This window comes from Bittarella sp. HCP28S3_D9 (assembly GCF_052065655.1).
In the GTDB taxonomy this organism is placed as follows: Bacteria; Bacillota; Clostridia; order Oscillospirales; family Ruminococcaceae; genus Bittarella; species Bittarella massiliensis.
In genome coordinates, this window is sequence record NZ_JBQHTP010000002.1 from 234998 (window position 1) to 257411 (window position 22414).

General features: G+C 67.3%; 17 protein-coding genes and 1 riboswitch. Of the genes, 11 read left to right on the top strand and 6 right to left on the bottom strand.

From position 1 onward, the window contains the following. The first annotated feature begins 37 nt into the window (after positions 1 to 37). The 3 genes from aspS to gatB are packed head-to-tail and all read left to right on the top strand — an operon-like array spanning position 38 to position 5010. On the top strand, positions 38 to 2113 hold the full coding sequence (gene aspS / locus ACTNAU_RS02515; RefSeq protein ID WP_441097453.1) for an aspartate--tRNA ligase: 2076 nt from the start codon (positions 38 to 40) through the stop codon (positions 2111 to 2113). A gap of 12 nt (positions 2114 to 2125) precedes the next feature. After that, a complete protein-coding gene (gatA, locus tag ACTNAU_RS02520; protein ID WP_216400858.1) occupies positions 2126 to 3583 on the top strand; it encodes an Asp-tRNA(Asn)/Glu-tRNA(Gln) amidotransferase subunit GatA in 1458 nt (485 codons plus the stop codon). Positions 3584 to 3603: 20 nt separating this feature from the next. Further along, on the top strand, positions 3604 to 5010 hold the full coding sequence (gatB, locus tag ACTNAU_RS02525; RefSeq protein ID WP_441097482.1) for an Asp-tRNA(Asn)/Glu-tRNA(Gln) amidotransferase subunit GatB: 1407 nt from the start codon (positions 3604 to 3606) through the stop codon (positions 5008 to 5010). 81 nt (positions 5011 to 5091) lie between these two features. Here gatB and ACTNAU_RS02530 read toward each other — a convergent pair whose 3' ends face one another. Next, positions 5092 to 7020, bottom strand: coding sequence for a GTP-binding protein (locus tag ACTNAU_RS02530; RefSeq protein WP_441097454.1), 1929 nt, complete (start codon positions 7018 to 7020; stop codon positions 5092 to 5094). A gap of 130 nt (positions 7021 to 7150) precedes the next feature. On the opposite strand from ACTNAU_RS02530, the gene ACTNAU_RS02535 reads away from it, so the two are divergent. Beyond that, positions 7151 to 7663, top strand: a complete 513-nt coding sequence (locus tag ACTNAU_RS02535; RefSeq protein WP_216400856.1) for a nitroreductase family protein — start codon at positions 7151 to 7153, stop codon at positions 7661 to 7663. 61 nt (positions 7664 to 7724) lie between these two features. Here the strand turns inward: ACTNAU_RS02535 and ACTNAU_RS02540 are convergent, their stop codons facing one another. Next, on the bottom strand, positions 7725 to 8285 hold the full coding sequence (locus tag ACTNAU_RS02540) for a thymidine kinase (protein WP_185915633.1): 561 nt from the start codon (positions 8283 to 8285) through the stop codon (positions 7725 to 7727). Positions 8286 to 8550: 265 nt separating this feature from the next. Here ACTNAU_RS02540 and ACTNAU_RS02545 point away from each other — a divergent pair, with 265 nt between their 5' ends. After that, positions 8551 to 9171 (top strand): hypothetical protein, encoded by a 621-nt coding sequence (locus tag ACTNAU_RS02545; protein ID WP_185915632.1) that lies wholly within the window; start codon positions 8551 to 8553, stop codon positions 9169 to 9171. 85 nt (positions 9172 to 9256) lie between these two features. Here the strand turns inward: ACTNAU_RS02545 and ACTNAU_RS02550 are convergent, their stop codons facing one another. Continuing rightward, the gene (locus tag ACTNAU_RS02550; protein WP_441097455.1) at positions 9257 to 10474 is read right to left on the bottom strand and encodes a cation:proton antiporter; all 1218 of its coding nucleotides are present in this window, start codon (positions 10472 to 10474) and stop codon (positions 9257 to 9259) included. Positions 10475 to 10524: 50 nt separating this feature from the next. Continuing rightward, positions 10525 to 10597: riboswitch (Fluoride riboswitch) on the bottom strand. A 585-nt stretch (positions 10598 to 11182) separates the two neighbouring features. Here ACTNAU_RS02550 and ACTNAU_RS02555 point away from each other — a divergent pair. The 5 genes from ACTNAU_RS02555 to ACTNAU_RS02575 all read left to right on the top strand — a co-directional run bounded on the left by ACTNAU_RS02555 (position 11183) and on the right by ACTNAU_RS02575 (position 16198). Further along, the gene (locus ACTNAU_RS02555; protein WP_441097456.1) at positions 11183 to 12103 is read left to right on the top strand and encodes an NAD(P)/FAD-dependent oxidoreductase; all 921 of its coding nucleotides are present in this window, start codon (positions 11183 to 11185) and stop codon (positions 12101 to 12103) included. 86 nt (positions 12104 to 12189) lie between these two features. Then, on the top strand, positions 12190 to 12504 hold the full coding sequence (locus ACTNAU_RS02560) for a thioredoxin family protein (protein WP_185915629.1): 315 nt from the start codon (positions 12190 to 12192) through the stop codon (positions 12502 to 12504). Between the two features lie 94 nt (positions 12505 to 12598). After that, on the top strand, positions 12599 to 13276 hold the full coding sequence (locus tag ACTNAU_RS02565) for a Crp/Fnr family transcriptional regulator (protein WP_441097457.1): 678 nt from the start codon (positions 12599 to 12601) through the stop codon (positions 13274 to 13276). A gap of 56 nt (positions 13277 to 13332) precedes the next feature. Next, positions 13333 to 15210, top strand: coding sequence for an aryl-sulfate sulfotransferase (locus ACTNAU_RS02570; RefSeq protein WP_441097458.1), 1878 nt, complete (start codon positions 13333 to 13335; stop codon positions 15208 to 15210). A 301-nt stretch (positions 15211 to 15511) separates the two neighbouring features. Continuing rightward, the gene (locus ACTNAU_RS02575; protein ID WP_441097459.1) at positions 15512 to 16198 is read left to right on the top strand and encodes a response regulator transcription factor; all 687 of its coding nucleotides are present in this window, start codon (positions 15512 to 15514) and stop codon (positions 16196 to 16198) included. A gap of 46 nt (positions 16199 to 16244) precedes the next feature. Here the strand turns inward: ACTNAU_RS02575 and ACTNAU_RS02580 are convergent, their stop codons facing one another. Beyond that, positions 16245 to 17987 (bottom strand): hypothetical protein, encoded by a 1743-nt coding sequence (locus tag ACTNAU_RS02580; protein WP_441097460.1) that lies wholly within the window; start codon positions 17985 to 17987, stop codon positions 16245 to 16247. A 48-nt stretch (positions 17988 to 18035) separates the two neighbouring features. Between ACTNAU_RS02580 and ACTNAU_RS02585 the strand changes: the two genes are divergently transcribed. Continuing rightward, complete coding sequence (locus tag ACTNAU_RS02585) at positions 18036 to 20045, top strand: ATP-binding protein (RefSeq protein WP_441097461.1); 2010 nt, start codon at positions 18036 to 18038, stop codon at positions 20043 to 20045. A gap of 1262 nt (positions 20046 to 21307) precedes the next feature. Here ACTNAU_RS02585 and ACTNAU_RS02590 read toward each other — a convergent pair. Both ACTNAU_RS02590 and ACTNAU_RS02595 read right to left on the bottom strand, forming a co-directional pair. After that, positions 21308 to 21988, bottom strand: coding sequence for an HD domain-containing protein (locus tag ACTNAU_RS02590; protein WP_441097462.1), 681 nt, complete (start codon positions 21986 to 21988; stop codon positions 21308 to 21310). Between the two features lie 14 nt (positions 21989 to 22002). Then, complete coding sequence (locus ACTNAU_RS02595; protein ID WP_185915623.1) at positions 22003 to 22374, bottom strand: DUF3795 domain-containing protein; 372 nt, start codon at positions 22372 to 22374, stop codon at positions 22003 to 22005. Positions 22375 to 22414: the final 40 nt, after the last annotated feature.

Sequence of the window (22414 nt, forward strand, 5' to 3'; positions counted from 1 at the left end):
ATTTGAAGCGCCAAGCGCAAAAGGAGGAGCGATCGTTGTGAAGCGAACCGATTACTGCGGCGCCCTGCGGGAGCGGGACACCGGCCGCACCGTCACCGCCGCCGGCTGGGTACAGACCAAGCGGGACATGGGCGGGGTCATCTTTGTGGACCTGCGGGACAGGGAGGGCATCTTACAGGTGGTCTTTGACGCCCGCAACCTCAGCCCCGCGGGCTTTGCGGTGGCCGACCGGCTGAAGAGCGAGTCGGTCATCGCCGTGCGGGGGGACATCCGCATCCGCGGGGAGGAGACCTACAACCCCAAGCTGGAGACCGGCACCATCGAACTGGCGGCGCGGGAGATCGAACTGCTCTCCCAGGCCGAAACCCTCCCCTTTTCCCTGGAGGAGGGGGAGCGGGTGCGGGAGAGCGTGCGGATGAAGTACCGCTACCTGGACATCCGCCGCCCCCAGCTGCAGAAAAACCTCCGCTTTCGCCACCGGGTGGTGCGGGCGGTGGAGGATTTCTTGGACGGGGCGGGCTTTCTGCGGGTGGAGACCCCGATGCTCACCAGATCCACCCCCGAGGGGGCGCGGGACTACCTGGTCCCCAGCCGGGTACACCCCGGCTCCTTCTACGCCCTGCCCCAATCCCCCCAAATTTTCAAGCAGCTGCTGATGGTGGGCGGGGTGGACCGGTACTACCAAATCGCCCGCTGCTTTCGGGACGAGGACCTGCGGGCGGACCGCCAGCCCGAGTTCACCCAGGTGGATATGGAGCTCTCCTTTGTCGACCAGGAGGACATCTTGCAGCACCTAGAGCGGCTCTTCAAAGCCCTCTTCTCCCAGGTGCTGGGGGTGCAGATGGAGGAACCCTTCCCCCGCCTGACCTGGCGCCAGGCCATGGACCGCTACGGCACCGACAAGCCCGACCTCCGCTTCGGCCTCCCCATCGTGGAGCTAAGCGACCTGGCGGCCGGCTGCGGCTTCTCGGTCTTTGCCCGGGCGGTGGCGGCAGGCGGCCTGGTGCGGGGCATCAACCTGCCCGGCGGGGCCTCCCTCACCCGCTCCCAGATCGAGGAGCTGACCCGCCGCGCCCTGGGTTACGGCGCCAAGGGGATGGCCTGGATCGCCGTCCGCCCCAACGGGGAGATCAACTCCATCCTCACCAAGTACTTCACCGCCGCCCAGCTGGACGCCATCCTGCAGCGGGCGGGCACCCGGCCGGGGGATCTTCTCCTCTTCTGCGCCGACTCCTTCGCCACCGTCTGCCGCACCCTGGGCGGCCTGCGGTTGGATTTGGCCCAGATGTTGGATCTGCGGCGGGAGGGGGACTACCGCTTCTGCCTGGTGACCGACTTCCCCGAATTTGAGTGGTCGCAGGAGGAGGGGCGCTACCTGGCCACCCACCACCCCTTCACCATGCCCTATCCCGAGGACCTGCCCTATCTGCAGAGCGACCCCGCCCGGGTGCGGGCCCAGGCCTACGACGTGGTGCTCAACGGGGTGGAGCTGGGGAGCGGCAGCATCCGCATCCACCAGCCCGAGGTGCAGCGGCAGATGTTTGCCGCCCTGGGCTTCTCCCCCGCGGAGGTCGAGGAGCGCTTTGGCTTTTTGGTGCGGGCCTTCTCCTACGGGACCCCGCCCCACGGGGGCTTTGCCTTCGGTCTGGACCGGCTGGTGATGCTGATGCTGGGCGCCCCCTCCCTGCGGGAGGTCATCGCCTTTCCCAAAAACAAAGACGCGATCTGTCCCCTCACCGAAGCCCCCTCACCGGTGGACCAAGGGCAGCTGGCCGAGCTGGGGCTGGACGCCCTCCTCCGCCCCGGCAGCCGGGGGGAGGGGGCGCGGCCCGCCCCTCAAATCGACGTGGAGGCGGTGGCCGAACTGTCGAAACTGCGCATCGCCGAGGGGGAGCGGACCTCCCTCGCCCGGGAGATGGAGGGGATGATCGCCTTCGCCGACGCCCTCGCCCAGGTGGACACCGAGGGGGTGGCGATCACCTCCCACGTGGTGCCGCTGGAAAATGTCTTTCGGGCTGGGGGGCCTCGCCCCTCCACCGGCCGGAAAAAACTGCTGCAAAACGCGCCCGAGGCACAAGACGGCTACCTCTTTGTGCCCTCGGCGGTAGAATAGGAGGAGCGCGCCGTGAAAGAGTTGACAGAATACACCGCCTGGGCCCTGGCCGAGGGGATTCGGGCCGGGACCTTCACCGCCCAGGAGGTCGCCCGGGCCCACCTGGCACAGATCGCCGCAGCCGAGCCCCAGGTGGCCGCCTTCCTGACCGTCACCGCCGAGCGGGCCCTGGCCGCCGCCGGGCAGATAGACGCAAGGCGGGCCGCCGGCGACCCCCTTCCCCCCCTGGCCGGGGTGCCCATGGGGGTTAAGGACAACCTCTGCACCGAGGGGGTCGCCACCACCTGCGCCTCCAAGATGCTCGAGACCTTCGTTCCCCCCTACACCGCCACCGCTGTCGAGCGGGCCGAGGGGGCCGGGGCGGTAAGTCTGGGCAAACTGAACATGGACGAGTTCGCCATGGGCTCCTCCACCGAGAACTCCCACTTTCAAATCACCCGCAACCCGCGGGATTTGAGCCGGGTGCCGGGGGGGTCCTCCGGCGGGGCGGCGGCTGCCGTGGCCGCCGGGGAATGCGCCTTTGCCCTGGGCTCGGACACCGGCGGCTCCATCCGCCAGCCAGCGGCCTTTTGCGGGGTGGTGGGGATGAAGCCCACCTACGGCGCAGTCTCCCGCTACGGGCTGGTGGCCTTCGCCTCCTCCCTCGACCAGGTGGGACCGCTGACGCGCACGGTGCGGGACAACGCCCTGGTGCTAAACGCCCTGGCGGGAAAGGACAGCCGCGACGCCACCAGCTTGGACCGGGACTGGGGCGACTTCACCGCCCAGCTCGACGGCGGTGTCAAGGGGATGCGCATCGCCCTGCCGCGGGAGTATTTCGGCCGGGGCCTCGCCCCCGAAATTGCCGCCGCCATCCGCGGGGCAGCCGACACCTTTGCCCGCCTGGGCGCCCAGGTGGAAGAGGTCTCCCTCCCCACCCTGGAATACGCCCTGCCGGCCTATTACGTCATCTCCTCGGCCGAGGCCTCCTCCAACCTGGCCCGCTTCGACGGGGTGAAGTACGGCTACCGCTCCCCCCACTACAGCGACCTGGACAGTCTCTACAAGAACACCCGCACCGAGGGGTTTGGGCGGGAGGTCAAGCGGCGGATCCTGCTGGGCAGCTTCGTCCTCTCCTCGGGCTACTACGACGCCTACTACAAAAAGGCCCAGCAGGTGCGCACCCTGGTGAAGGGGGACTTCGACCGGATCCTCCGGGACTTCGACTGCATCCTCTCCCCGGTGGCCCCCACCACCGCCTACAAAATCGGCGAAAAGACCGCCGACCCGCTGCAGATGTATCTGGGAGACGTCTACACCGTGCCCGTCAACATCGCCGGGGTGCCGGCCCTCGCCCTGCCCTGTGGGGCGGACAGCCAGGGCCTGCCCATCGGGATGCAGCTCATCGGCCGCCCCTTTGGCGAGGGGGACCTCTACCGGGCCGGACAGGCCTTTGAACAGGAGCGAGAGGGGGAGAAATCATGCATGTGAACACCTATAAAGGGTATGAGATGGTCATCGGGCTGGAGGTGCACGTCGAACTCAAGACGGCCGCCAAGATCTTCTGCGACTGCCCCACGACCTTCGGCGCCCCGCCCAACACCCAGTGCTGCCCTGTCTGCATGGGGATGCCCGGCACCCTGCCGGTGCTCAACAGCCAGGTGGTGGAGTTCGCGATAAAGGCGGGGCTGGCCACCGGCTGCCGCGTCTCCCCCCGCTCCCGGCAGGACCGAAAAAACTACTTCTACCCCGACCTGCCCAAGGCCTATCAGATTTCCCAGTACGACCTCCCCCTCTGCGAGGGGGGCGCCCTGTCCATCGAGACCGAGGGGGGGCAGAAGACCGTCGGCATCACCCGCATCCACATCGAGGAGGACGCGGGAAAGCTGGTGCACCTGCCCGGGGGCGGCACTCTCATCGACTGCAACCGCTGCGGGGTGCCCCTCATCGAAATCGTCTCCGAGCCGGACATCCGCTCGGCCGAAGAGGCCAAGGCCTACCTGCAAAAGCTGCGGGCGGTCATCCTCTACACCGGCATCTCCGACTGCAAGATGCAGGAGGGCTCCCTGCGCTGCGACGTAAACCTCTCGGTCCGCCCGGCGGGGGAGGAGGCCCTCGGCACCCGAACCGAGATGAAAAACCTCAACAGCTTTCAGTCGGTCACCCGGGCCATCGAATACGAGTTTCGCCGCCAGGTGGACGCTCTCGAGGCCGGGGAGGCCATTGTCCAGGAGACCCGCCGCTTTGACCAGAACAGCGGCAAGACCCTCTCCATGCGGCGCAAGGAAAATGCCAACGACTACCGCTACTTCCCCGACCCCGACCTGCCGCCGATCCGAGTCGACGAGGCCTATTTGGCCCGGCTGCAGGGGGAGATCCCCGCCCTGCCGGACGCGCGCAAGGCCGACTATGTGGCCCGGTTCGGCCTCACCCCCTACGCGGCCGAACAGCTGACCGCCCGGCGGGAGGTGGCCGATTACTTCGAGGCGGCCGCTGTCCGCTGTCGCTACCCCGCGCTGGCGGCCAACCTGATCCTGGGCGAGGTCCTCTCCCTGCTGGGGGAGGACGGGGGCGAGATCCCCCTCTCCCCCGCCCATCTGGCCGCCCTCTGCGAGCTCTGGGGGGAGGGAAAAATCAACAGCTCCACCTGCCGCCGGGCGCTGGAAGCCCTCTGGCGGCAAGACGGCCCGCCCGAGGAGTGGATCGAAACCCAGGGGCTGTGGCAGATCACAGACGAAACCGCCCTCGCCCAACTGGCCCAAGAGGCGGTGCGGGCGGCCCCCCGCTCGGCATCCGACTACCGCCGGGGCAAAAAGGCCGCCCTGCAGGCCCTGGTGGGGCGGGTGATGAAGGCCACCCAGGGCCGCGCCGACCCCGCGCGCACCCAGGACATCCTGCGCCGCCTGCTGGACCGCTGACCCCGCAGAGACCTGCCCCAAAAAGCCGCCGCCAGAGAGCTCTCCGGCGGCGGCTTTTTTTAGGGGGAAACGATCTCCTCCCTATTTGAGGTGGGCCATGTCGGGCACATCGCACCAGCGCACCGGATAGCCCGCCCCCCTGGCGCAAAAGACCGAACCGGGCGGGTTTTCCAGATCGCGCTCCGGGTCGTAACCGGCGGCAGCCACCACCTCGTCGGCGTTGTGGCAGGGCCGATACCCGCCGTAGACCGCCGAAAAGTGCCCCCGCCCGTGGGTGAAGGCGGGCAGTTCGGCCGCGTAGTGGAGGAAGGTGGCGACCGGTCCGCTGCCGCTCACCACCGCCGTGTCCCCGGCGATCTCAGTGGGCGAAAAGCTGCCCTGTAACCGCTGGATGTCGGCCAGCACCCGGCCCAGCTGGTCGGCGGGGAGGGTGGCGGTGAAGTCGTACCACGGCTCCAAAAGAACGCTCTTGGCCCCGCAGAGGCCCTGGCGGATGGCCCGGTAGACCGCCTGGCGAAAATCGCCCCCCTCGGTGTGTTTGAGGTGGGCCCTCCCCTTTAAAAGCACCACCCGCACGTCGCAGAGGGGGGCGCCGGTCAGCACCCCCCGGTGCTCCTTCTCCAAAACGTGGGTCTCGATGAGGGATTGCCAGTTGTGGGCGAGCGCGTCGGTGGAGCACTCGCTGGCAAAGGTGACCCCGCTGCCCGGCGCCCCCGGCTCCAGCCGCAGCCAGACCTCGGCGTAGTGGCGCAGGGGCTCAAAGTGGCCGATCCCCACCGCCGGGGCGGCAATGGTCTCGCGGTAGCAGATCTGCGCCGGGCCAAAGGCGACCCCCAGCCCAAAACGGCGCTCCATCAGCTCCTGCAGCACCTCCAACTGGATCTCCCCCATCACCCGCAGCTGCAGGTCCCGCAGGGTCTCGTCCCAGCGGACTTCAAGGGCCGGGTCCTCCTCCTGCAGCGCCAAAAAGGCGTCTCGCACCTGGCCCGGCGGCTGCTCCCCCCAGCAGGCCGACACCTGCAGCACCGGCTGCAGCGCCGGGGCGGGCAGGTCGCCCACCGCCCCCAGGCCGCCGCCCGGCAGGGGGCGGCGCAGCCCTGTCACCCCGCAGACCTCCCCCGCCAAGGCGCGAGGGGCCTGGGTGTAGCGCTCCCCCTCGTAAAAGCGGATCTCGTTGACCTTTTCGCCCCCCACTTCCCCCTTGACTTCCAGGGACCCGGAGAGGATCTTGAGAAAGGTGACCCGCCCGCCGCCGGGGTCCCGCCGCACCCCAAAGACCCGGGCGGCAAAGGGGGCCTCCCGGCGCTCCTCATAATCGGTGGGGAGAAGGGCCCCCAGCCCGGCCAGCAGGCCCTCTAACCCCTGCCCGGTGAGACCTGACCCGGCAAAGACCGGAAACAGTTCCCCCCGCGTCGCCAACTGCGCCGCCCGCCGCAGCCAGAGGGCGGGGTCGTATCCCCCGTCCAGATACCGCTCCAACAGCTCGTCGTCCCACTCGGCCAGGCTCTCCACCGCCGCCGCGGGCAGTTCCCCCGCAAAGCCGCCGCTCAAGTCCAGCAGCCGGGGCGAGAGGCGGGCGCGCAGCTGGGCGAGAGCGGCGGGGAGATCGGCCTCTTTCCGGTCGCACTTGCCCACAAAGAAAAAGGTGGGCACCCCCCGCTGCCGCAGCAGCCGCCAGATCAGCTGGGTGTGACCCTGCACCCCCTCGGTCCCGTCCACCAAGAGGACGGCCCCGTCCAAAACCGAGAGGGCCCTCTCCATCTCGGCGGCAAAGTCGGCGTGGCCCGGGGTGTCGATGAGGGCGTACTCGTCCCCCCCAAAGGAAAAGTGGGCCTGCCCGGAAAAGACGGTGATTCCCCGCGCCCGCTCAATGGCGTCGCAGTCCAGGAGGGAGGTCCCCTCTTCCACCCCGCCCCGGCGGCGGGTGGCCCCCGCCAGGTGGAGAAGCCCCTCCGCGAGGGTGGTCTTTCCCGCATCCACATGCGCCAAAATGCCAATGGTCTTTTTCACGCTATACGCCCCCTGTCCCCGCGGCGATTTCCCGCCGCACAAGAGCTATTTTACCACACCCCGCCCCGCTGCAAAACCCCTTGCGCCCCGCCCGGCGCGAGGGGTATACTGGCAGTGGAGGTGAGCTGCCATGACCGTTATGGAAGCCATTGAGAAGAGAAAGAGCATTCGCGCCTACCTGGACCGCCCCATCCCCCCCGCCGCGCTGGAGGCGGTGCTGCAGGCCGGCCAGCTGGCCCCCTCGGCCCGCAACCAGCAGGCCTGGAAATTCGTGGTCGCCACCGAGCCGGCCCTGCGGGAACAGCTGGCCGAGGCCTGCTGCGGCCAACCGTTTGTGGCCCAGGCCCCGGCGGTGCTGGTCCTCTGCGCCGACCAGGCCGCCCAGATGCGCTGCGGCCAGCCCGCGCGGACGGTGGACTGCTCCATCGCCCTCTCCTTTATGATGCTGGAGGCCGCCGAGCAGGGCTTGGGGACCTGCTGGCTGGGCGCTTTCGAGCAGGAGGGGGTGCGCCGGGCGCTGCACATCCCGCCGCAGTACGACATCGTCGCCGTGAGCCCCCTGGGCTACCCCGCCGAAGAGGGGCGGCCCCGCAGCCGCAAGCCCCTGGAGGAGCTGGTGGTGCGGGAGCGCTGGGCCGACTAGGCAGAAGAGGGCCGGGGCAAAGCGGTTGCCCCGGCCCTCTTTTTTTGCACACTTCGCCCGTTTAGTCGAGCTTGCCCGCCTGCCAGCAGTTGTAGCACATCCCGATGTAGGCGTCGTTGCCGCCGATGAGGATCTGCTCCCCCTCCTTGACCACCCTGCCGTCCTTGATGCGGGCGTTGACCTCGGCCTTGCGCCCGCAGCGGCAGACCGACTTGATCTCGGTCAGGCTGTCGGCGATCTCGAACAGGCGCTTGGAGCCCTCGAACATATAGGTGCGAAAATCGGTTTTCAGCCCAAAACAGAGCACCGGCACAAACTCCATGGCAATGTCCTTGAGCTGTTCGACCTGGGCGGCGGTGAGGAACTGGGCCTCGTCGATGACCAGCACGTCGTAGCGGTTTTGCAAAAACCAGTCGTAGAGGTCCAGGTCGTTTGAGATGACGATCCCCCGCCCTTCCAGCCCGATGCGCGAGCGGATGACGTCCGCCCCGTCCCGGTCGTCGGTGGCGGGCTTCATCAGCCCCACGGTGTAGCCCTTCTCCTCGTAGTTGAACTTGGTCATCAGGGCCTGGGCCGTCTTGGAACTGCCCATGGCGCCGTACTTGAAATAGAGTTTTGGCATGCCTTCTCCCCCCGCAAAAAAGGGGCTGCCCGCAGGCGGCCCCGGCTGTCTTTCAGTATACCGCCTCCCCCTCGGTTTGAAAAGACCCGCGCGCTGGAAATTGATGAAATGGACAATTTTTCAAAAGAGGGGTTGTACAACTCGCTCATTTTCCTCGAAACAATTGCCATCCCCCCAACATCAGTGGTATACTGCAGACGAAATAAAAACGTTTTTATAGAGGGCTCACCGAGCTCTCTGCAGCGAGAAAGGTAGGCGCATCAACATGGTCAAACACGAATTTTACGACACCTGGTCCAGCCAGAAGACCCGTCACGGCTTCGTCGCTGACGAGGTGATCTCCGCCCTGCAAAAGGAGATCCGCCGGGGAAACGAGGACAACGCCATCCGCCTGGGGTACGAGATGTACTGCACCAGCAAAGAGATGGAAAACCTGCTCTGGATGCGCCTGGCGGTGATTTCGGTGGAGGACATCTGCTTTGGGGAGCCCAACGCCCCCCTGATGATCGACGCCCTGGACCACCTGCGCCAGAAGTTTGACTACACCCCCGGCGGCAGCCGCGCCCTCTTCCCCATCCACGCCATCCGCTACCTCTGCAAGTGCAAGAAGGAGCGCTCCAGCGACATCCTCAAAAACATCATCTTCCGCGAGTTCGACGAGGGCATCTACCCCACCATCCCCGACTACGCCATCGACATGCACACCCAGAGGGGGCGGGAGCTGGGCCTGGGCTTCGAGCAGTTCCTCGACCCTGAGGGCCCCGGCAAGGTGGAGCCCCACATGGACCTCTACGACAAGGAGCTCAAGCCCATCTTGATGGAGATGCTCGCCAGAGAGGACGACGAGGCCAAAAAGGCCTTTGTCAAAAAACAGCTGGGCAAATAGCGTTTTTCACGCTCCATTTTCACCCCTGTTCTCACAGCAAAAAGGCCGGGACGGCGTCTGCCGCTCCGGCCTTTTTGCGCCCTTTTTAAAGGGCTTCCCCCCGCGGCCCGGCCCGGTGGAGCAGGGTGTGGCAGCTGGCGTCCATCCCCAGGGCCCCCAGCGGCGCGGTGAGGAGGATGGAGAGGACGGCCACCGAGAGGACGATGTTGCCGCAGGGCAGCCCCAGGGCCAGGGGGACCGAGCCGATGGCCGCCTGCACGGTGGCCTTGGGCAGGTAGGCGATGGCGCAGAAGAGCCTCTCTTTTTTGTCGAGCGGCGTGCCCAGCAGGCAGAGAAAGACCCCCGCCGAGCGAAAAAGGAGCCCCAGGGCGATCAGCCCCACCGCCGCCAGTCCGGCCCCCAGGGTGTAGCGGATGTCCACCGCCGCCCCCACCAGCACGAAGAGGATGACCTCTGCCGCCAGCCAGAGCTTGCCGAACTTCTCGGCGAGGCGGCGGCCCACCAGTGGGTCGCTCTCCCGCTGCAGCACACAGGCCATGGCCATCACCGCCAACAGCCCCGAGAGGGGGAGGACCCCCGCCAGCCATCCCTCCGCCGCCACCAGCAAGAAAGAGACCCCCAGCACCACGATCACCTTGAGACTGCCCCGCACCAGGTGGCCGCGGGCAAAGGCGCCCTCGAAAAACCGGGCCAACAGCCAGCCTGCGGCGGCCCCCAGGGCGATGCCGGCGAAGATGGAGAGGGGGATGCCGGCGAAGTCCCAGGCCGAGGCGGAGCCGCCCTGGGCCATCCCCACAAAGGTGGTGAAGAGGACGATGACAAAGACGTCGTCCAGGGATGCCCCGGCGAGGATGAGCTGGGGGATGCGCTTGTCGGTGCCCAGCCCCTCCTCCATCAGCTGCACCATCTTGGGGACCACCACCGCCGGGGAGACCGCGCCCAGCACCGCCCCTATCAGGGCCGCCTCCAGCCGGGTGACGCCCAGCAGCCGGGGGGCAAAGAGGGTGACGGCGCCGATTTCAAAGAGGGCGGGGAGAAAGGAGAGGAGGAGGGCCGGTCGCCCCACCGCCTTCAAATCCCTTAGGTCCAGGGAGAGGCCGGCCTTGATGAGGATGACGATCAACGCCATCTGCCGCAAATCGGCGGAGACGGCGAGGATCGAGCCGTCGAGGAGGGCCAGGGCATAGGGCCCCAACAGAACGCCGGTGAGCAGCATCCCGATGATGCGGGGCAGGTGCAGCCGCTGGCAGATGGCGGCCAGCGCCAGGCCGGCCAAAAAGATGAACGCGAGGGAGGTGAGCATAAAAAAGTCTCCTTTTTGCGCAGAAAAAGCCGATGGCCCTCTGCGACGGTAAAATCACAGAAGTCATCAGCTCGTAAAAGCGGTTTCGGTTGCCCGGGGGAGCACTTCATTCCCCAATCTTCTCTTTGCACACAAGCATACCAGGTCCGTCGGCGGCTGTCAACCGCCGACGAACGGCTTTTCGCCGAAGACCTCCCAACCGGCCCCCGCCAGCACCGCCAGCACATCGCATAGGGGCCCTCGCTTGGCCAGGATGGGGAGAGGGCGATGAGAGCGATCCCCGCCCCCGCCGACAGGGAGAAAATGGGGACGGGGATCCCCGCCGGGGGAAAATCCGATCTCCCTGCGATTCGAAAGGCCCGCCAGCCGTCCTCCCGGGCGAAGGCGGGTCCCGGCGCGCCCCCGGTGGAGCAGATTGACGAACACTCCTCGCCGGCTTTCTAGATAAAGCAAAAGGGCCACCACCCATCCACCGCCGAAAGGCCGCCGCTTGGCACCTCGACCGCCCTCTCTCCAGCTCTCTTGCCTCGGCGTGTAAACCCGCCCCTCCCCCCTGCCATCATCCCATCCGCCCGCGCCGATTGCCGGCAAAACCGGGCCGCGCCATTAGCCTGCGCTAAAGAATTCCCACCCTGACCTGCTACAATAAAAATATCCCCCTCCCCCCAGGGGAGGCGGGCGATTTTGTGTGCTGGGAGGCAATGCACTATGGCGGATTACGACGTTGCAATTGTCGGCTGCGGCCCTGCCGGAATGACGGCGGCCATCTACGCGGCCCGGGCCAACATGAAGGTACTGCTGCTGGACAAACTGGCCCCAGGCGGCCAGATCGTCAACACCTTTGAAATCGGCAACTACCCGGGAATGGAAAAAGTCGGCGGGGCCGACCTGGCCATCTCGATGTTTGAGCACACCCAGAAGCTGGGGGTGGCCTTTGACTACGCCACGGTGGAGGAGATCCTCGACGAGGGGGAGGAGAAGATCCTCTCCTGCAAAGAGGGGCAGCGCATCTCCTGCAGGACGGTCATCCTGGCCACCGGCACCCGGCCGCGGATGCTGGGGGTCCCCCACGAGCTCGACTTTGCCGGCAGCGGCATCAGCTGGTGCGCCGTCTGCGACGGGGCCAACTACCGGGACCGGGACGTGCTGGTGCTGGGCGGCGGCAACTCGGCGGTGGAGGAGTCGCTCTACCTGGCCGAACTGGCCCGCCGCCTGACGGTGGTGACCCTCTTTGATTTGACGGCCGACCCCTCGGCCTGCGACAAGCTGCGGGCCCTGCCCAATGTGGAGGTCCACGAGTTTTACGACATCAAGGAATTTCTGCCCGGCGAGCACTTCACCGGCCTGCGGGCGGTCTCCACCAAGACGGGGGAGGAGTTGGTGGTGCACGCCGACGGCGCCTTTGAGTACATCGGGCTGCAGCCCACCACCGAGCCCTTCGGCTCCCTGGGGATCTTGAACGACCACGGCTACATCCAGGCCGACCGGGAGATGAAGACCGCCCGTCCGGGCATCTTCGCCGCCGGCGACGCCATCGAAAAGGGGCTGCGGCAGATCGTCACCGCCGAGAGCGACGGGGCCATCGCCGCTGAGAGCGCCGCCCGCTATGTGCGCGCCCTCACCCGATAAACGCTTTTCAGGGGGGCGACGGCCCCTCTGTTTGCAGGAATCGAACAGGGGCCCTTGCGCCCCGACCGACAAAGGGAGGAATTTTTATGGCAGTCACTGTGAAAGAGATGGACGGCGCCGAACTAGAGCGCCTGATTGAAACCGGCGCCAAGGTGCTGGCGGACTTCTACTCCAAGACCTGCGGGCCCTGCAAGATGCTGGGCTTCGTCCTGGGCGACGTGGCCAAAGAGGTCGACGGGGTGGAGATCATAAAGGTCTGCTTTGAGGAAAACCCCGAGGCCGTCAAGGCCCACGGGGTCGAGGGCTACCCCACCATGATCCTCTTTGAGGGCGGGGCGGAGAAGGCCCGCCTCAAGGGGCTGCAGCAAAAGCCCCTCATCGTCTCTACCATCGCCGGATAGCCCAAACACATCCCAAACGGCCGACCGCTCATTTTTCTTCCGCGGCTATGCTATAATGAAGAGAGATGAGAACGCCCGCAAAGGAGAGAGAGCCATGATGATGCTGGAAGACCTGATCGCCCAAAACCCCGCCCTTTTCAAAAAGGAGTACAACCACTTCTACCGGCGGGGGAGTTACCTCCTCCACCAGGGGGAGCCGCTGCAATCCCTCTTTTTCATCCTCAAGGGCTCGGGGATCGTGGGCTGCGTGGACGAGGACGGCGGGGAGCGGGTGCTCCACTACTTTCACCGGGGGGACTGCGCCGGCAAGGCCGCCCTCTACCGGGAGCGGGGCAACTCCCCCATCTTCGAGGGGGCCAGCATCGTCGCCATGACCGACTGCCTGTGCTACAAGGTGCCCCTGGAGGAGTGCGTGAATTACGCCCAGCAGCACTCCGGGGTCTTTCGCTACCTGATGGAGGTGCTGGGCCGGGAGGTCGGCCGGCTGGAGGAGAACCTGATGCTGCTGCGGGAGAACAAGACCGCCGCTGTCCTCTGCCGCTTCTTTCAGGACAACGCCTACGACCAAAAGGGGGTGCTGGCCCTGGACCGGTGGTTCAACTACGAGGAGCTCTCCCGCATCCTGGGCATCCACAGCGTCACCATCTCGCGGATGGTGCGGCGGCTGATGGAGGAGGGGGTGGTCGCCCGGGAGCCCCACCGCTTTTTGATTTTGCGGCCCGCCGCGCTGGAGAGTTACGCCGCGGGAAAGCAGCCCCTCCACTACCTGTAAACCCCAAAGAAACATCCATACCCCGCCCGCTGGGCGGTTTCAGGAGGCAGATCACAATGGAAAAGACCATTTCCTACACCCGGCAGGAACACATCATCACCCGCCAGGCCCGGGCCGAGGAGGCCCTTCTCTCCCAGCTGGACGCCGGGGACTACACCCCCGAGCACCCGCTGGTCCAGCTCAACCCCTACTTCTTCGCGCCCCTGTGCGCCCTGGTCCTCTTTCACACCGTGACCCCCTGCGAGGTGACGGTGCGGGTCCTGGGCAAGGAGCCCGCGGGGGACATGGTGCACCGCTTCCCCCGCGAGACCCGCCACGTGCTGCCGGTCTACGGCCTCTACCCCGACTGGGACAATCAGGTGGAGATCACCCTGGAAAACGGGGAGAAGAGCCGTCTCTCCATCCCCACCGACCCGCTGCCCGACGAGGTGCCGCAGGCCACCTCCATCGACACCACCGCCGCCTACATGGGGGACAACGTGATGGTCCTCACCGCCGCCATGGCCGCCACCCCGGTGGCCTTTGACTACCGGGGGGACATCCGCTGGTACTCCACCGAAAAGCTCAACTTCGACCTCAAGCGGCGCCCCAATGGCCACCTGCTGGTGGGGACCGAGCGCTTGGTGGGGATGCCCTACTACACCACCGGCGTCTACGAGATGGCCTTCTCCGGCAAGATCTTCAAGGAGTACCGGGTGCCCGGGGGCTACCATCACGACCACTTCCCCATGGAGGACGGCAACCTGCTGATTTTGACCCAGCAGCCCGAGGCCGCCACCGTGGAGGACTGCTGCGTGCTGGTGGACAAGGACACCGGGGCGATCCTCAAGATCTGGGACTACAAAAAGGTCCTGCCCCAGGACAAGGGCGGTTCCGGCAGCCAGGACGAGCACGACTGGTTCCACAACAACGCCGTCTGGTACGACAAAAAGACCAACTCCCTGACCTTCTCGGGCCGCCACCAGGACGCCATCATCAACCTGGACTACGACACCGGCGACCTCAACTGGATCATCGGCGACCCCCAGGGCTGGCCGGAGGAGATGCAGCGCTACTTCTTCACCCCGGTGGGGGAGGACTTTGAGTGGCAGTACGAGCAGCACGCCTGCATGGTGCTGCCCGACGGGGACATCATGTGCCTGGACAACGGCCACTACCGCTCCAAAGACCCGGCGCACTACCAAAAGGCGGCGGACAGCTATACCCGCGGGGTGCGCTACCGCATCGACACCGAGAAGATGACCATCCGCCAGGTCTGGCAGTACGGCAAGGAGCGGGGGGCGGAGTTCTTCTCCTGCTACATCTCCAATGTGGAGTACTATAAAGACGGCCACTACCTGGTGCACTCCGGCGGCATCGGCACCCTGGACGGGGCCCCCTGCGAGGGGATCCCCGCCCAGATGAAACAGGGCCCCGACGGGGACCGGGTGCAGCTTGGCTCCATCACCTGCGAGCTGGTGGACGACCAGCTGGTCTACGAGCTGCACGTCCCGGCCAACTGCTACCGGGCGGAGAAACTGCCCCTCTACTACGCCGGCGAACAGGCGGAGCTGGGGGCGGGCAAGGTGCTGGGCAGCCTGGGGGTCACCGGCGAGTTCGACACCGCCATCCCCGCCGAAGAGACCGGCGAACTGGTGCCCGAGCACTACAGCGCCCGCCTGGTGGAGGAGGACGACCGCTTCACCTTCAGCGCCACCTACGAAAAGGGAGAGCTGGTGCAGCTGCTCCTCTGCGGGGAGGACGGCAGCACCCACCGCTACTTCATCAACACCGCCAAACAGTCCTTTAAGGCCATGTGCGTGGGGACCTTCCAGAAGGCAGACCCCCGGGACGTGGACAAGGTCATCAGCAAAGAGGGCCTTTCGGGGCGCTACCAGGTCAAGCTCGTCTGCGACGACAAGCTCTACGAGACCGGCGTCACCATCACCGCCTAGCGGGGGCTTTCGCAAACAGGGCGGGGCAGCGATTGGCTGCCCCGCCCTGTTTTTTTTGCACACCGGCGGCAGAGGGCGGCAGGGCAAGCCTCGCGCCTTGTCATTTATTGTGATTTCCAAGAGCGGGGGATATGGTATAATGGATTTCATTCTACCGGCCGGCGAGGGGGCCGTCCCCTTCCGTTCAAAGGCCGCCCACGCCCCTCTCGCGCCGCCGCGAACAGATGCCGTCTTCACAAACCCGCGGGGCCCCGCCCGAAGGGAGGGCAACCCGCCAAAAGCAGATGGGGGGATCTTCTGCATGTACCGACTGCTCGCCGTCGACGACGACCCGGCTGTCTGCCGGGCCCTCTTCGACTACTTTTCCAGCCGCGGCTTCTTCGTGGCCACCGCCCGCAGCGCCGAGGAGGCGCTGCGCCTGTCCCAAACGCCCCCTCCCTTTGACTGCGCCGTGGTCGACGTGCTGCTGCCCGACCAGAGCGGGCTCAAGCTCTGCCAGGCCATCAAGGAGACCGGGGCGGCCGTCGTCTTTCTCTCGGCGCTGGGGAGCGAGGACGACCGGGTGCAGGGCTTTCTCTCCGGCGGGGACGACTACCTCTGCAAGCCCTACAGCCTGGCCGAACTGGAACAGCGGGTGCTGGCCCGCACCCGCGCCCGGCAGGGCACCAGGGCCCAGCGGGACCTGCGCTTCGGCCCTGTCTGCATCCGCCTGGACCGACGCCAGGTGGAGGTGGAGGGCCGGCCGCTAGAGCTGACCTGCAGCGAATTCGACATCCTGGTCTTCCTCGCCCAGCACCGGGACGCCCCCTACACCCAGGACGCCATCTACCGGGCCATCTGGAACCAGCCGGGGCTGGACGGCACCCACACCGTGCAGGTACACGTGGCCCAACTGCGCAAAAAGCTGGCTGCAGCGCTGCCCGGGCACTCCCTGATCCAGACCGTCTGGGGGAAGGGCTACCGGTTTTCCCCGCCGCCCACAGCGTAAAAAAGAGGGGGGATCGGCCCGCAAGGCCGGTCCCCCCTCTCTCGCCCTATTTGCGCCGGGCTCGTCGCAACAGCAGGATGGCCGCTGTCGCCGCCCCACAGGCAGCGGCGGCCCCCGCCACCGGCCAGAGCCAACTGCCGGCAGGGCGCTCCTCCCCCGCGGGGGAAAAGACGGGCGCGGCCGCACCCTCTCCCTCCGGGGGGGCCGTCCCGCCGCTGTGTCCCTCGCCTTCCTCACCTACACCGGGTCCAGCGAGCTGCGGGGCCACCTGCCCCTCCGGGCGGGTCGAGCCGGAGACAGTGGGGCTGCTGGGGGCTGTCTCCTCCTTTGGGTCGGGGCTGGGCAGCGGGGTTTCGGGGTCCTGCCGGCCCCCGCCGCCCCGGTTCCCGTCAATGTCCTCATGCTCTTCCTCCTCCGGCTCCCCGCTGGGCGGAAGGGGATTTCCGTCGGGAGGCAGGGGTCCCTCGTCGGGGAAGAGGGCCGCCCTGTCCCAGGTAAAGCGGCAGGTGTTGCTGACCCCCGCCCGGGGAGAGCGGGTGATCCGCACCCGAAACTGCCACTCCCCCTCCTCCAGATCGCAGAGGTCGATGGCCAGCCTCGACTCGCCCTCTGCCGGGTAGGCGACGGCCCGCTCCTCTTCCCAGGTGAGACCCCCGTCCCGGGAGGATTGCAGGTAGATGCCCCCAAAGGTGAGGGGGTTTGTCAGCAAGAGGACGGGGGAATCTTTCTCCCTCTCCGGCGGGCGGACGCAGAGGTCGCCGATGGGGGCCGCGCCGGTCACCTCCACCTCGGCAGTGACGGCTACGGCGCCCCCCGGCAGCAGGCCGTCCATCCCCGGCAGTTCCACCGCACCGGAAAGGGTAAAGCTGCCGCCCGTCGCCTGCCCGTTCCAGTAGGCGTTTTCATCCCAGCGCACCGGGAAGCGGGGGGACTGATAGTTGTCCTCCTCCTCGCAGAAAAGGTCGACCGGGACCGCGGTGGGCAGCCCGCTCTCGGCCAAGCTGGCCCCGGGGAGGACCGACGCCGGGCGGCATTCCGGCGGCCCCAACAGCTGCCAGGCCCGGCGGACGACCTGCTGGCCGGAGAGGGCGGGGTCGGGCCGGGCGCTGCTGCCGCTGAGGGTGATCTCCCCCTGGCAGACGACCGACTGGGCCCCCTCCCCCTGGGCGGCAAAGGTGCAAAACTGGGCGCAGACCGGGAAGGCGGACCGCAGGGCGGCGCTGTCTCTGCCCTGAACGGACAGCTCGGCCTGAAAGAGGTCCAGCTGCCCCTCGGCCCCCTCCCCCGCCCAGAGAAGGGCGGTGGCGCCCTCGCCCCGGGACGAGATGCGGGTGGGCCCGCTGCCGGAGCCGATGAACACCCAGGCGGGGGCCCCCTGCCAGATGGCCACCCCGCTCTCGGCGGCGACCTCGACGCCGTACAGGCTGAAAACGCTGTCCTCCACCCGGATCATCCCGTCGGGCCGGCCCTCCCCCACAATGCGCAGCCCGCCGCCGCTCTGGCGCAGGTAGGCCGACTGGACGGGGTCGTCCATCAAGATCTGGTGGGGGCCGCAGTCGATAGTGATCTCCCCCACCAAATCGGCGGTGTCCAGGTACCACTCCCCCTCCTCCAAGAGCAAGTCCCCCCGCAGGGCAAAGGTGCCGCCGTCCACCCGGTGCTCCTCGTACCACGCCTGAAACCGCTCGTACTCCCCCTCGGCCGGCGCGGCGGCGGACGCCGTCAGCCCCCCCGCCGGGAGGAGGAACATCAGGGCCGCCATCAGGCCGGACAATCCCCTCTTTTTCATTTCCTCTGTCTCTCCCTCTTCTCAAACACTCTGAAAGGCGGTGACACCGTGTCCCCTTCTCGCCGCGGCGCCCTCGCAAGCGCCGCCCTTCTGCTGGCCCTGGCGCTGGTGGGCGGGCTGTTCGCCCTGGCCTACCGCTTTGACAACAAGTACACCGCCCCCCTGGCCACCGGCAGAGTGCAGGGGGCACAGCCGCTGGATTCCGCCGCCCTGCAGGCGGGGGAGCTGGCGGTCCTGGCCGGCGGCTGGGAGCTCTATGACGGGCTCTACACCCCGCAGGAGCTGGCCGACGGTCGGGGAGGGGCCCCGGAGCAGACCTATATCGGCCAGTACCCCGACTTCTCCCGCCGGCAGGCGGAGCGCAGCCCGTATGGGGCCGCCACCTACCGGCTGGTGCTCACCGGCGCCCAGTCGCTGCCCGCCCTCTCCCTGCAGGTGCAGGAGGTCTTTTCGGCCAGCCGCATCTGGGTGGACGGGGTGCTGCTCTGGCAGCAGGGCCGGCCCGAGGCAGAGGGCTACCGCCCCGGGGTGCAAAACGCCCTGCTCACCTTCTCGCCGGGGGCGCGCACCGAAATCGTGGTGGAGGCGGCCAACTACAGCCACTATTACAGCGGCCTCTACTATCCGCCCCTGCTGGGGACACCGGAGGCCCTCTCCTCGGCCCTGGCCGGGCAGCTGCTCTTTTACGGGGCGATCTCCCTGGGCGCCGTGACCCTGGCCCTCTTCTCCCTGGCCGTCTGGGCGGTGGACCGGCGGGAGCGCCACTATCTCTCCTTCGGCGGGTTCTGCCTCCTCTTCGGCCTGCACGCGGCCTACCCCCTCTTCCACTGGCTGGGCGGGCTGGGTGGGCGCTGGCCCTATGTGCTGGAAGACGCGGCCTTCTTTGGGGCGGCCTTCTGCCTGTGCTCCCTGGTCTCCCGGCTGTCCCGCCTGGAAACGAGCCGGGCCCAGCGGTGGTTGGCCGAGCCCCTCACCCTCTTTTTCGCCCTCTTCTCGGCTGTCTGCAACGCCTTTGTGCTGCCGCGGGCGCCGGGCTTTCTCCCCCTCTACGGCGCACTGGTCGACCTCTGCCGCCTCGGAGTGGGAAGTTATCTCATTATAACATCCTTCCGGGGGGTCCGCAAACAGCGCCCCTCGGGCTGGCTGGTCTACCCCGGCTGCTGCTGTTACGGGGTCGCCCTCTGGCTGAGCGCGGTGCAGGCCAACCGCTTTGAGCCCATCCGCGGCGGCTGGCCGGTGGAGTACGGCGGCCTGGGACTGGTGGTGTTGCTGGCGGCGGCCATGGTGCGGGAAAATGTTCGGATCGCCCGCCAAAACCGCGCCCTCACCGCCCACCTGGAGGAGACGGTGGCCCAGCGCACCCGTCAGCTCACCGAGCTGCAAAACCAGCGGCGGCGCTTTCTGGCCGACCTGGCCCACGACATCAAGGGCCCAGCGGCGGCCATTGCCACCTATGTCTCCCTCATCCGCCAGGGCGAGGGGGGCGACGACCGGGAGCTGGGCGAGTACCTGGACATCATCGGCCAGAAGAGCGGCGAGGTGGCCCAGCGGCTGGGATACCTGCAGCGCTACACCGCCCAGGAACTGACCTCCGGCGGGCGGCAGCGGGTGGAGTTGGCCCCCTTCCTGCGGCGGCTCCACCGATCCCTGCTGCCGGACACCGACGCCTCGGCCATCCATTTCACCCTCGTCCCGCCGCCGGAAGGGGTCTCTGTGCTGGCCTTCCCCGACCGGCTGACCCGGGCGCTGGAAAACCTGGTCTACAATGCCATCGACTTCACCCCGGCGGAGGGGGAAATCGCCCTTCGCGCCGGGGTGCGGGGGAAAAGCGCCTGGATCGAGGTGATCGACAGCGGCCAGGGGGTGGAGGGGGACGACCTGCCCCGCCTCTTCGAGCGGCACTTCTCCACCCGGCAGGATAAAGACAGCCGGGGGCTGGGCCTCTTCATCGCCCGGGAGGCGCTACTTGAAATGGGGGGCGACCTCACCGCCTCCTCCCGCCCGGGGGAGGGGGCCACCTTTACCCTGACCCTCCCCCTCTGGCAGCCGCCAGAATAGGGCGGCCTTCAGGCCCGATCAGGCTCTCCCTCCCCCAATGCCCGTCATCCCCTCGCGGCAGTTCCCTTTTTAGCAGGGGCACTCCGGGGCAAAAAGTGCTCCAGGACAGGGGTGCACCAAGGCAGGGGGCGCGTCGGTGCAGGGGTGTGCCAGGGCAGAAGCGAGCCAAGACAGGGGGCGCGTCGAAGTAAGAGGCATGCCAGGGCAGAAGCGGGCCAGAGCAGAAACCGCTTCGGTACAGAGGCCCACCAGAATAGACGCGCGCCGGAGCAGGGGCACGCCACAACAGGGGCGTGCCGGGGACAAATCCGCACCGAGGCAGGGGCGCGCCGGAGTATTGATATGCCGAGTCAGGGGCACGTCGAGACAGAGGCGCATCGAAACGGGAGGCACTGGGGCAGGTAGGCACGCCGAAGCAGGAGCACGCCGGGGCAGAGACCCGTCAGAACAGGAGCGCGTCGAGACAGAGACCCATTCAGAACAGGAGTGCATCGAGACAGAGGTGCGTCAGGGCAGGGATACGCCAGAGCAGGAGCGCGCCGGGGATAGAGCGCCCGCCCGGTTGTCGCCGTCCCCCTCGCACGGGGCAAAGTTTTCCCTCCACTCCCCCTCTCTGCATCCCTGCGCAAAAGGGACAAACAAATCGGGGGTCCCCGGCAAAGCCGGGGGCTTGAAAAAGCCCTAGAAGGGCAGAATGCCGGCAAGCCTCTCAAGAGGCACCGAAAATCCCTCCACCTGTATCGCCTTCCCCTTCCCCCTGCCCCACAGCCCGTAAAGAGGCAATTGCACACAAAGAAAGTGTTTTGATATCGTGAGATCCCCCTTCATTTCTCGCTCCGCTTGGCGCTTGCATCTAGCGCCGCTTTCCCCTCCCCGGCTTAGCCGCGGGTCGTCATTTCACGAAATCGTAGGAGTGGCAGAGACGCCGCCGCACGGCAAATCGGGGGGCGCCGTCTCTTTGTTTGGGGTGCTGTTTTCGATCGGGTGCTGTCCTGGGGGTGGGGCCCTCCCGCGCCGGGGTGCCCTTTTGGGCCGAAATAGGGCGCATGCAGAAGCGCCATCGGCACTTCGTCCGCCCGCCACAGCAGTACACGGGCACAGCTCGCACCCTTCATCGGTGTATAGCCGTGTTTCGCTGCGCCTATATTGGCGAGCAGGCGTGGGCGCGGGCAAAACAAACTGTTTGGGAAGGCGGAAAAGTTCGCCACCACCCCCCTACACATCCGTCCGCAACCGGGCCCAAAGACCCTTTTACAGCGGATTCAAGGTCCTTCCCAGAGAGTAGGGGGAACCCTCTCGCCGTCGCCCGCGGCGCGTGCCTCGGCCAGCAAGTTCCGGTAAAAGGCGGCGGCAGCGGCGCGGCGCTGGGCGGCCAGGGCCCGCCCGCGCGGGGTGTAGAGCCTGTCGCCGAGCCCCTCCAGCTTGCGGCGGTACTCGCGAAAAAAAGAGGGGGCCTTCTCCCCCTGCCCGTCGGAGATGTGGCCGTCCGGCCGCAGGGTGTAGAGGGGTTGCCCCATCTGCCCCTGGTAGAGCAGGGTGCGGGCCACCCCCATGGCCCCAGAGCTGTCGATTTTGTCGGCGTCGAAGAGGATCTTGGCCTCCAGGCTCTCGGGCGGAGCGCTGCTGCGAAAGCGGTGGGTGCGAATGCAGTCCCCCACCCGCCCGGCAAAGGCGGGTGAAAAGCCGTTTTCCCGCAAAAAGCAGGCGGCCTGCACCGCACCGGCGTCGGCGTGGTCGACCCGGCTGTCGGCAAACTGCGCCGGCCGGCCGATGTCGTGCAACAGACAGGCGGCCGCCAACACCTCCCGATCGCAGCCCGGCTCGGTGGCGGCGATTTCCAGGGCCAGGTGCAGCACCCGGTAGATGTGCTCCCTGTCGTGGGCGCTGTCCTCTGTGCAGGCGAGCATCTTCCCCTCTATCAGGTCGTACTGCGCGCGCGTCAAACGCCTTTCCCCCCTCACAGCCCCCGCAGGTGGCGGTAGATGGCCTCCTCGCCCCCCAGGTCGTCGTAGTCGCCGGTGAGGGCGCCCGGGTGGTGGTAGCGCATCCCCGCCCGCTCATCCGCCTCGAGGCGCTCCAGAAGGGCCGCCTCTCCCCGGTCCTTGAGGAAGCGGAGAAAGGCCCTGTTGCGGGGCCTCTGCAACATCAGCTCCCCGCAGGGAAACTGCTCGCACTGCCAGCAGCCGGCCAGCCCCCTGTCCAGACAGCACCGGCGAAGGGTGCAGTCCGTCTCCTGTGGGCAGCCCTCTCCCCGGCAGCCGCGGCAGTCCCCCACCTCGCAGAGGCAGCAGGCCAGCCCACAGCAGGCAAACGACTTTTCTCTCTCCATCCCTCTTCCCCTCTCTCATTCAAAAAGGGGTGCAGCCGCC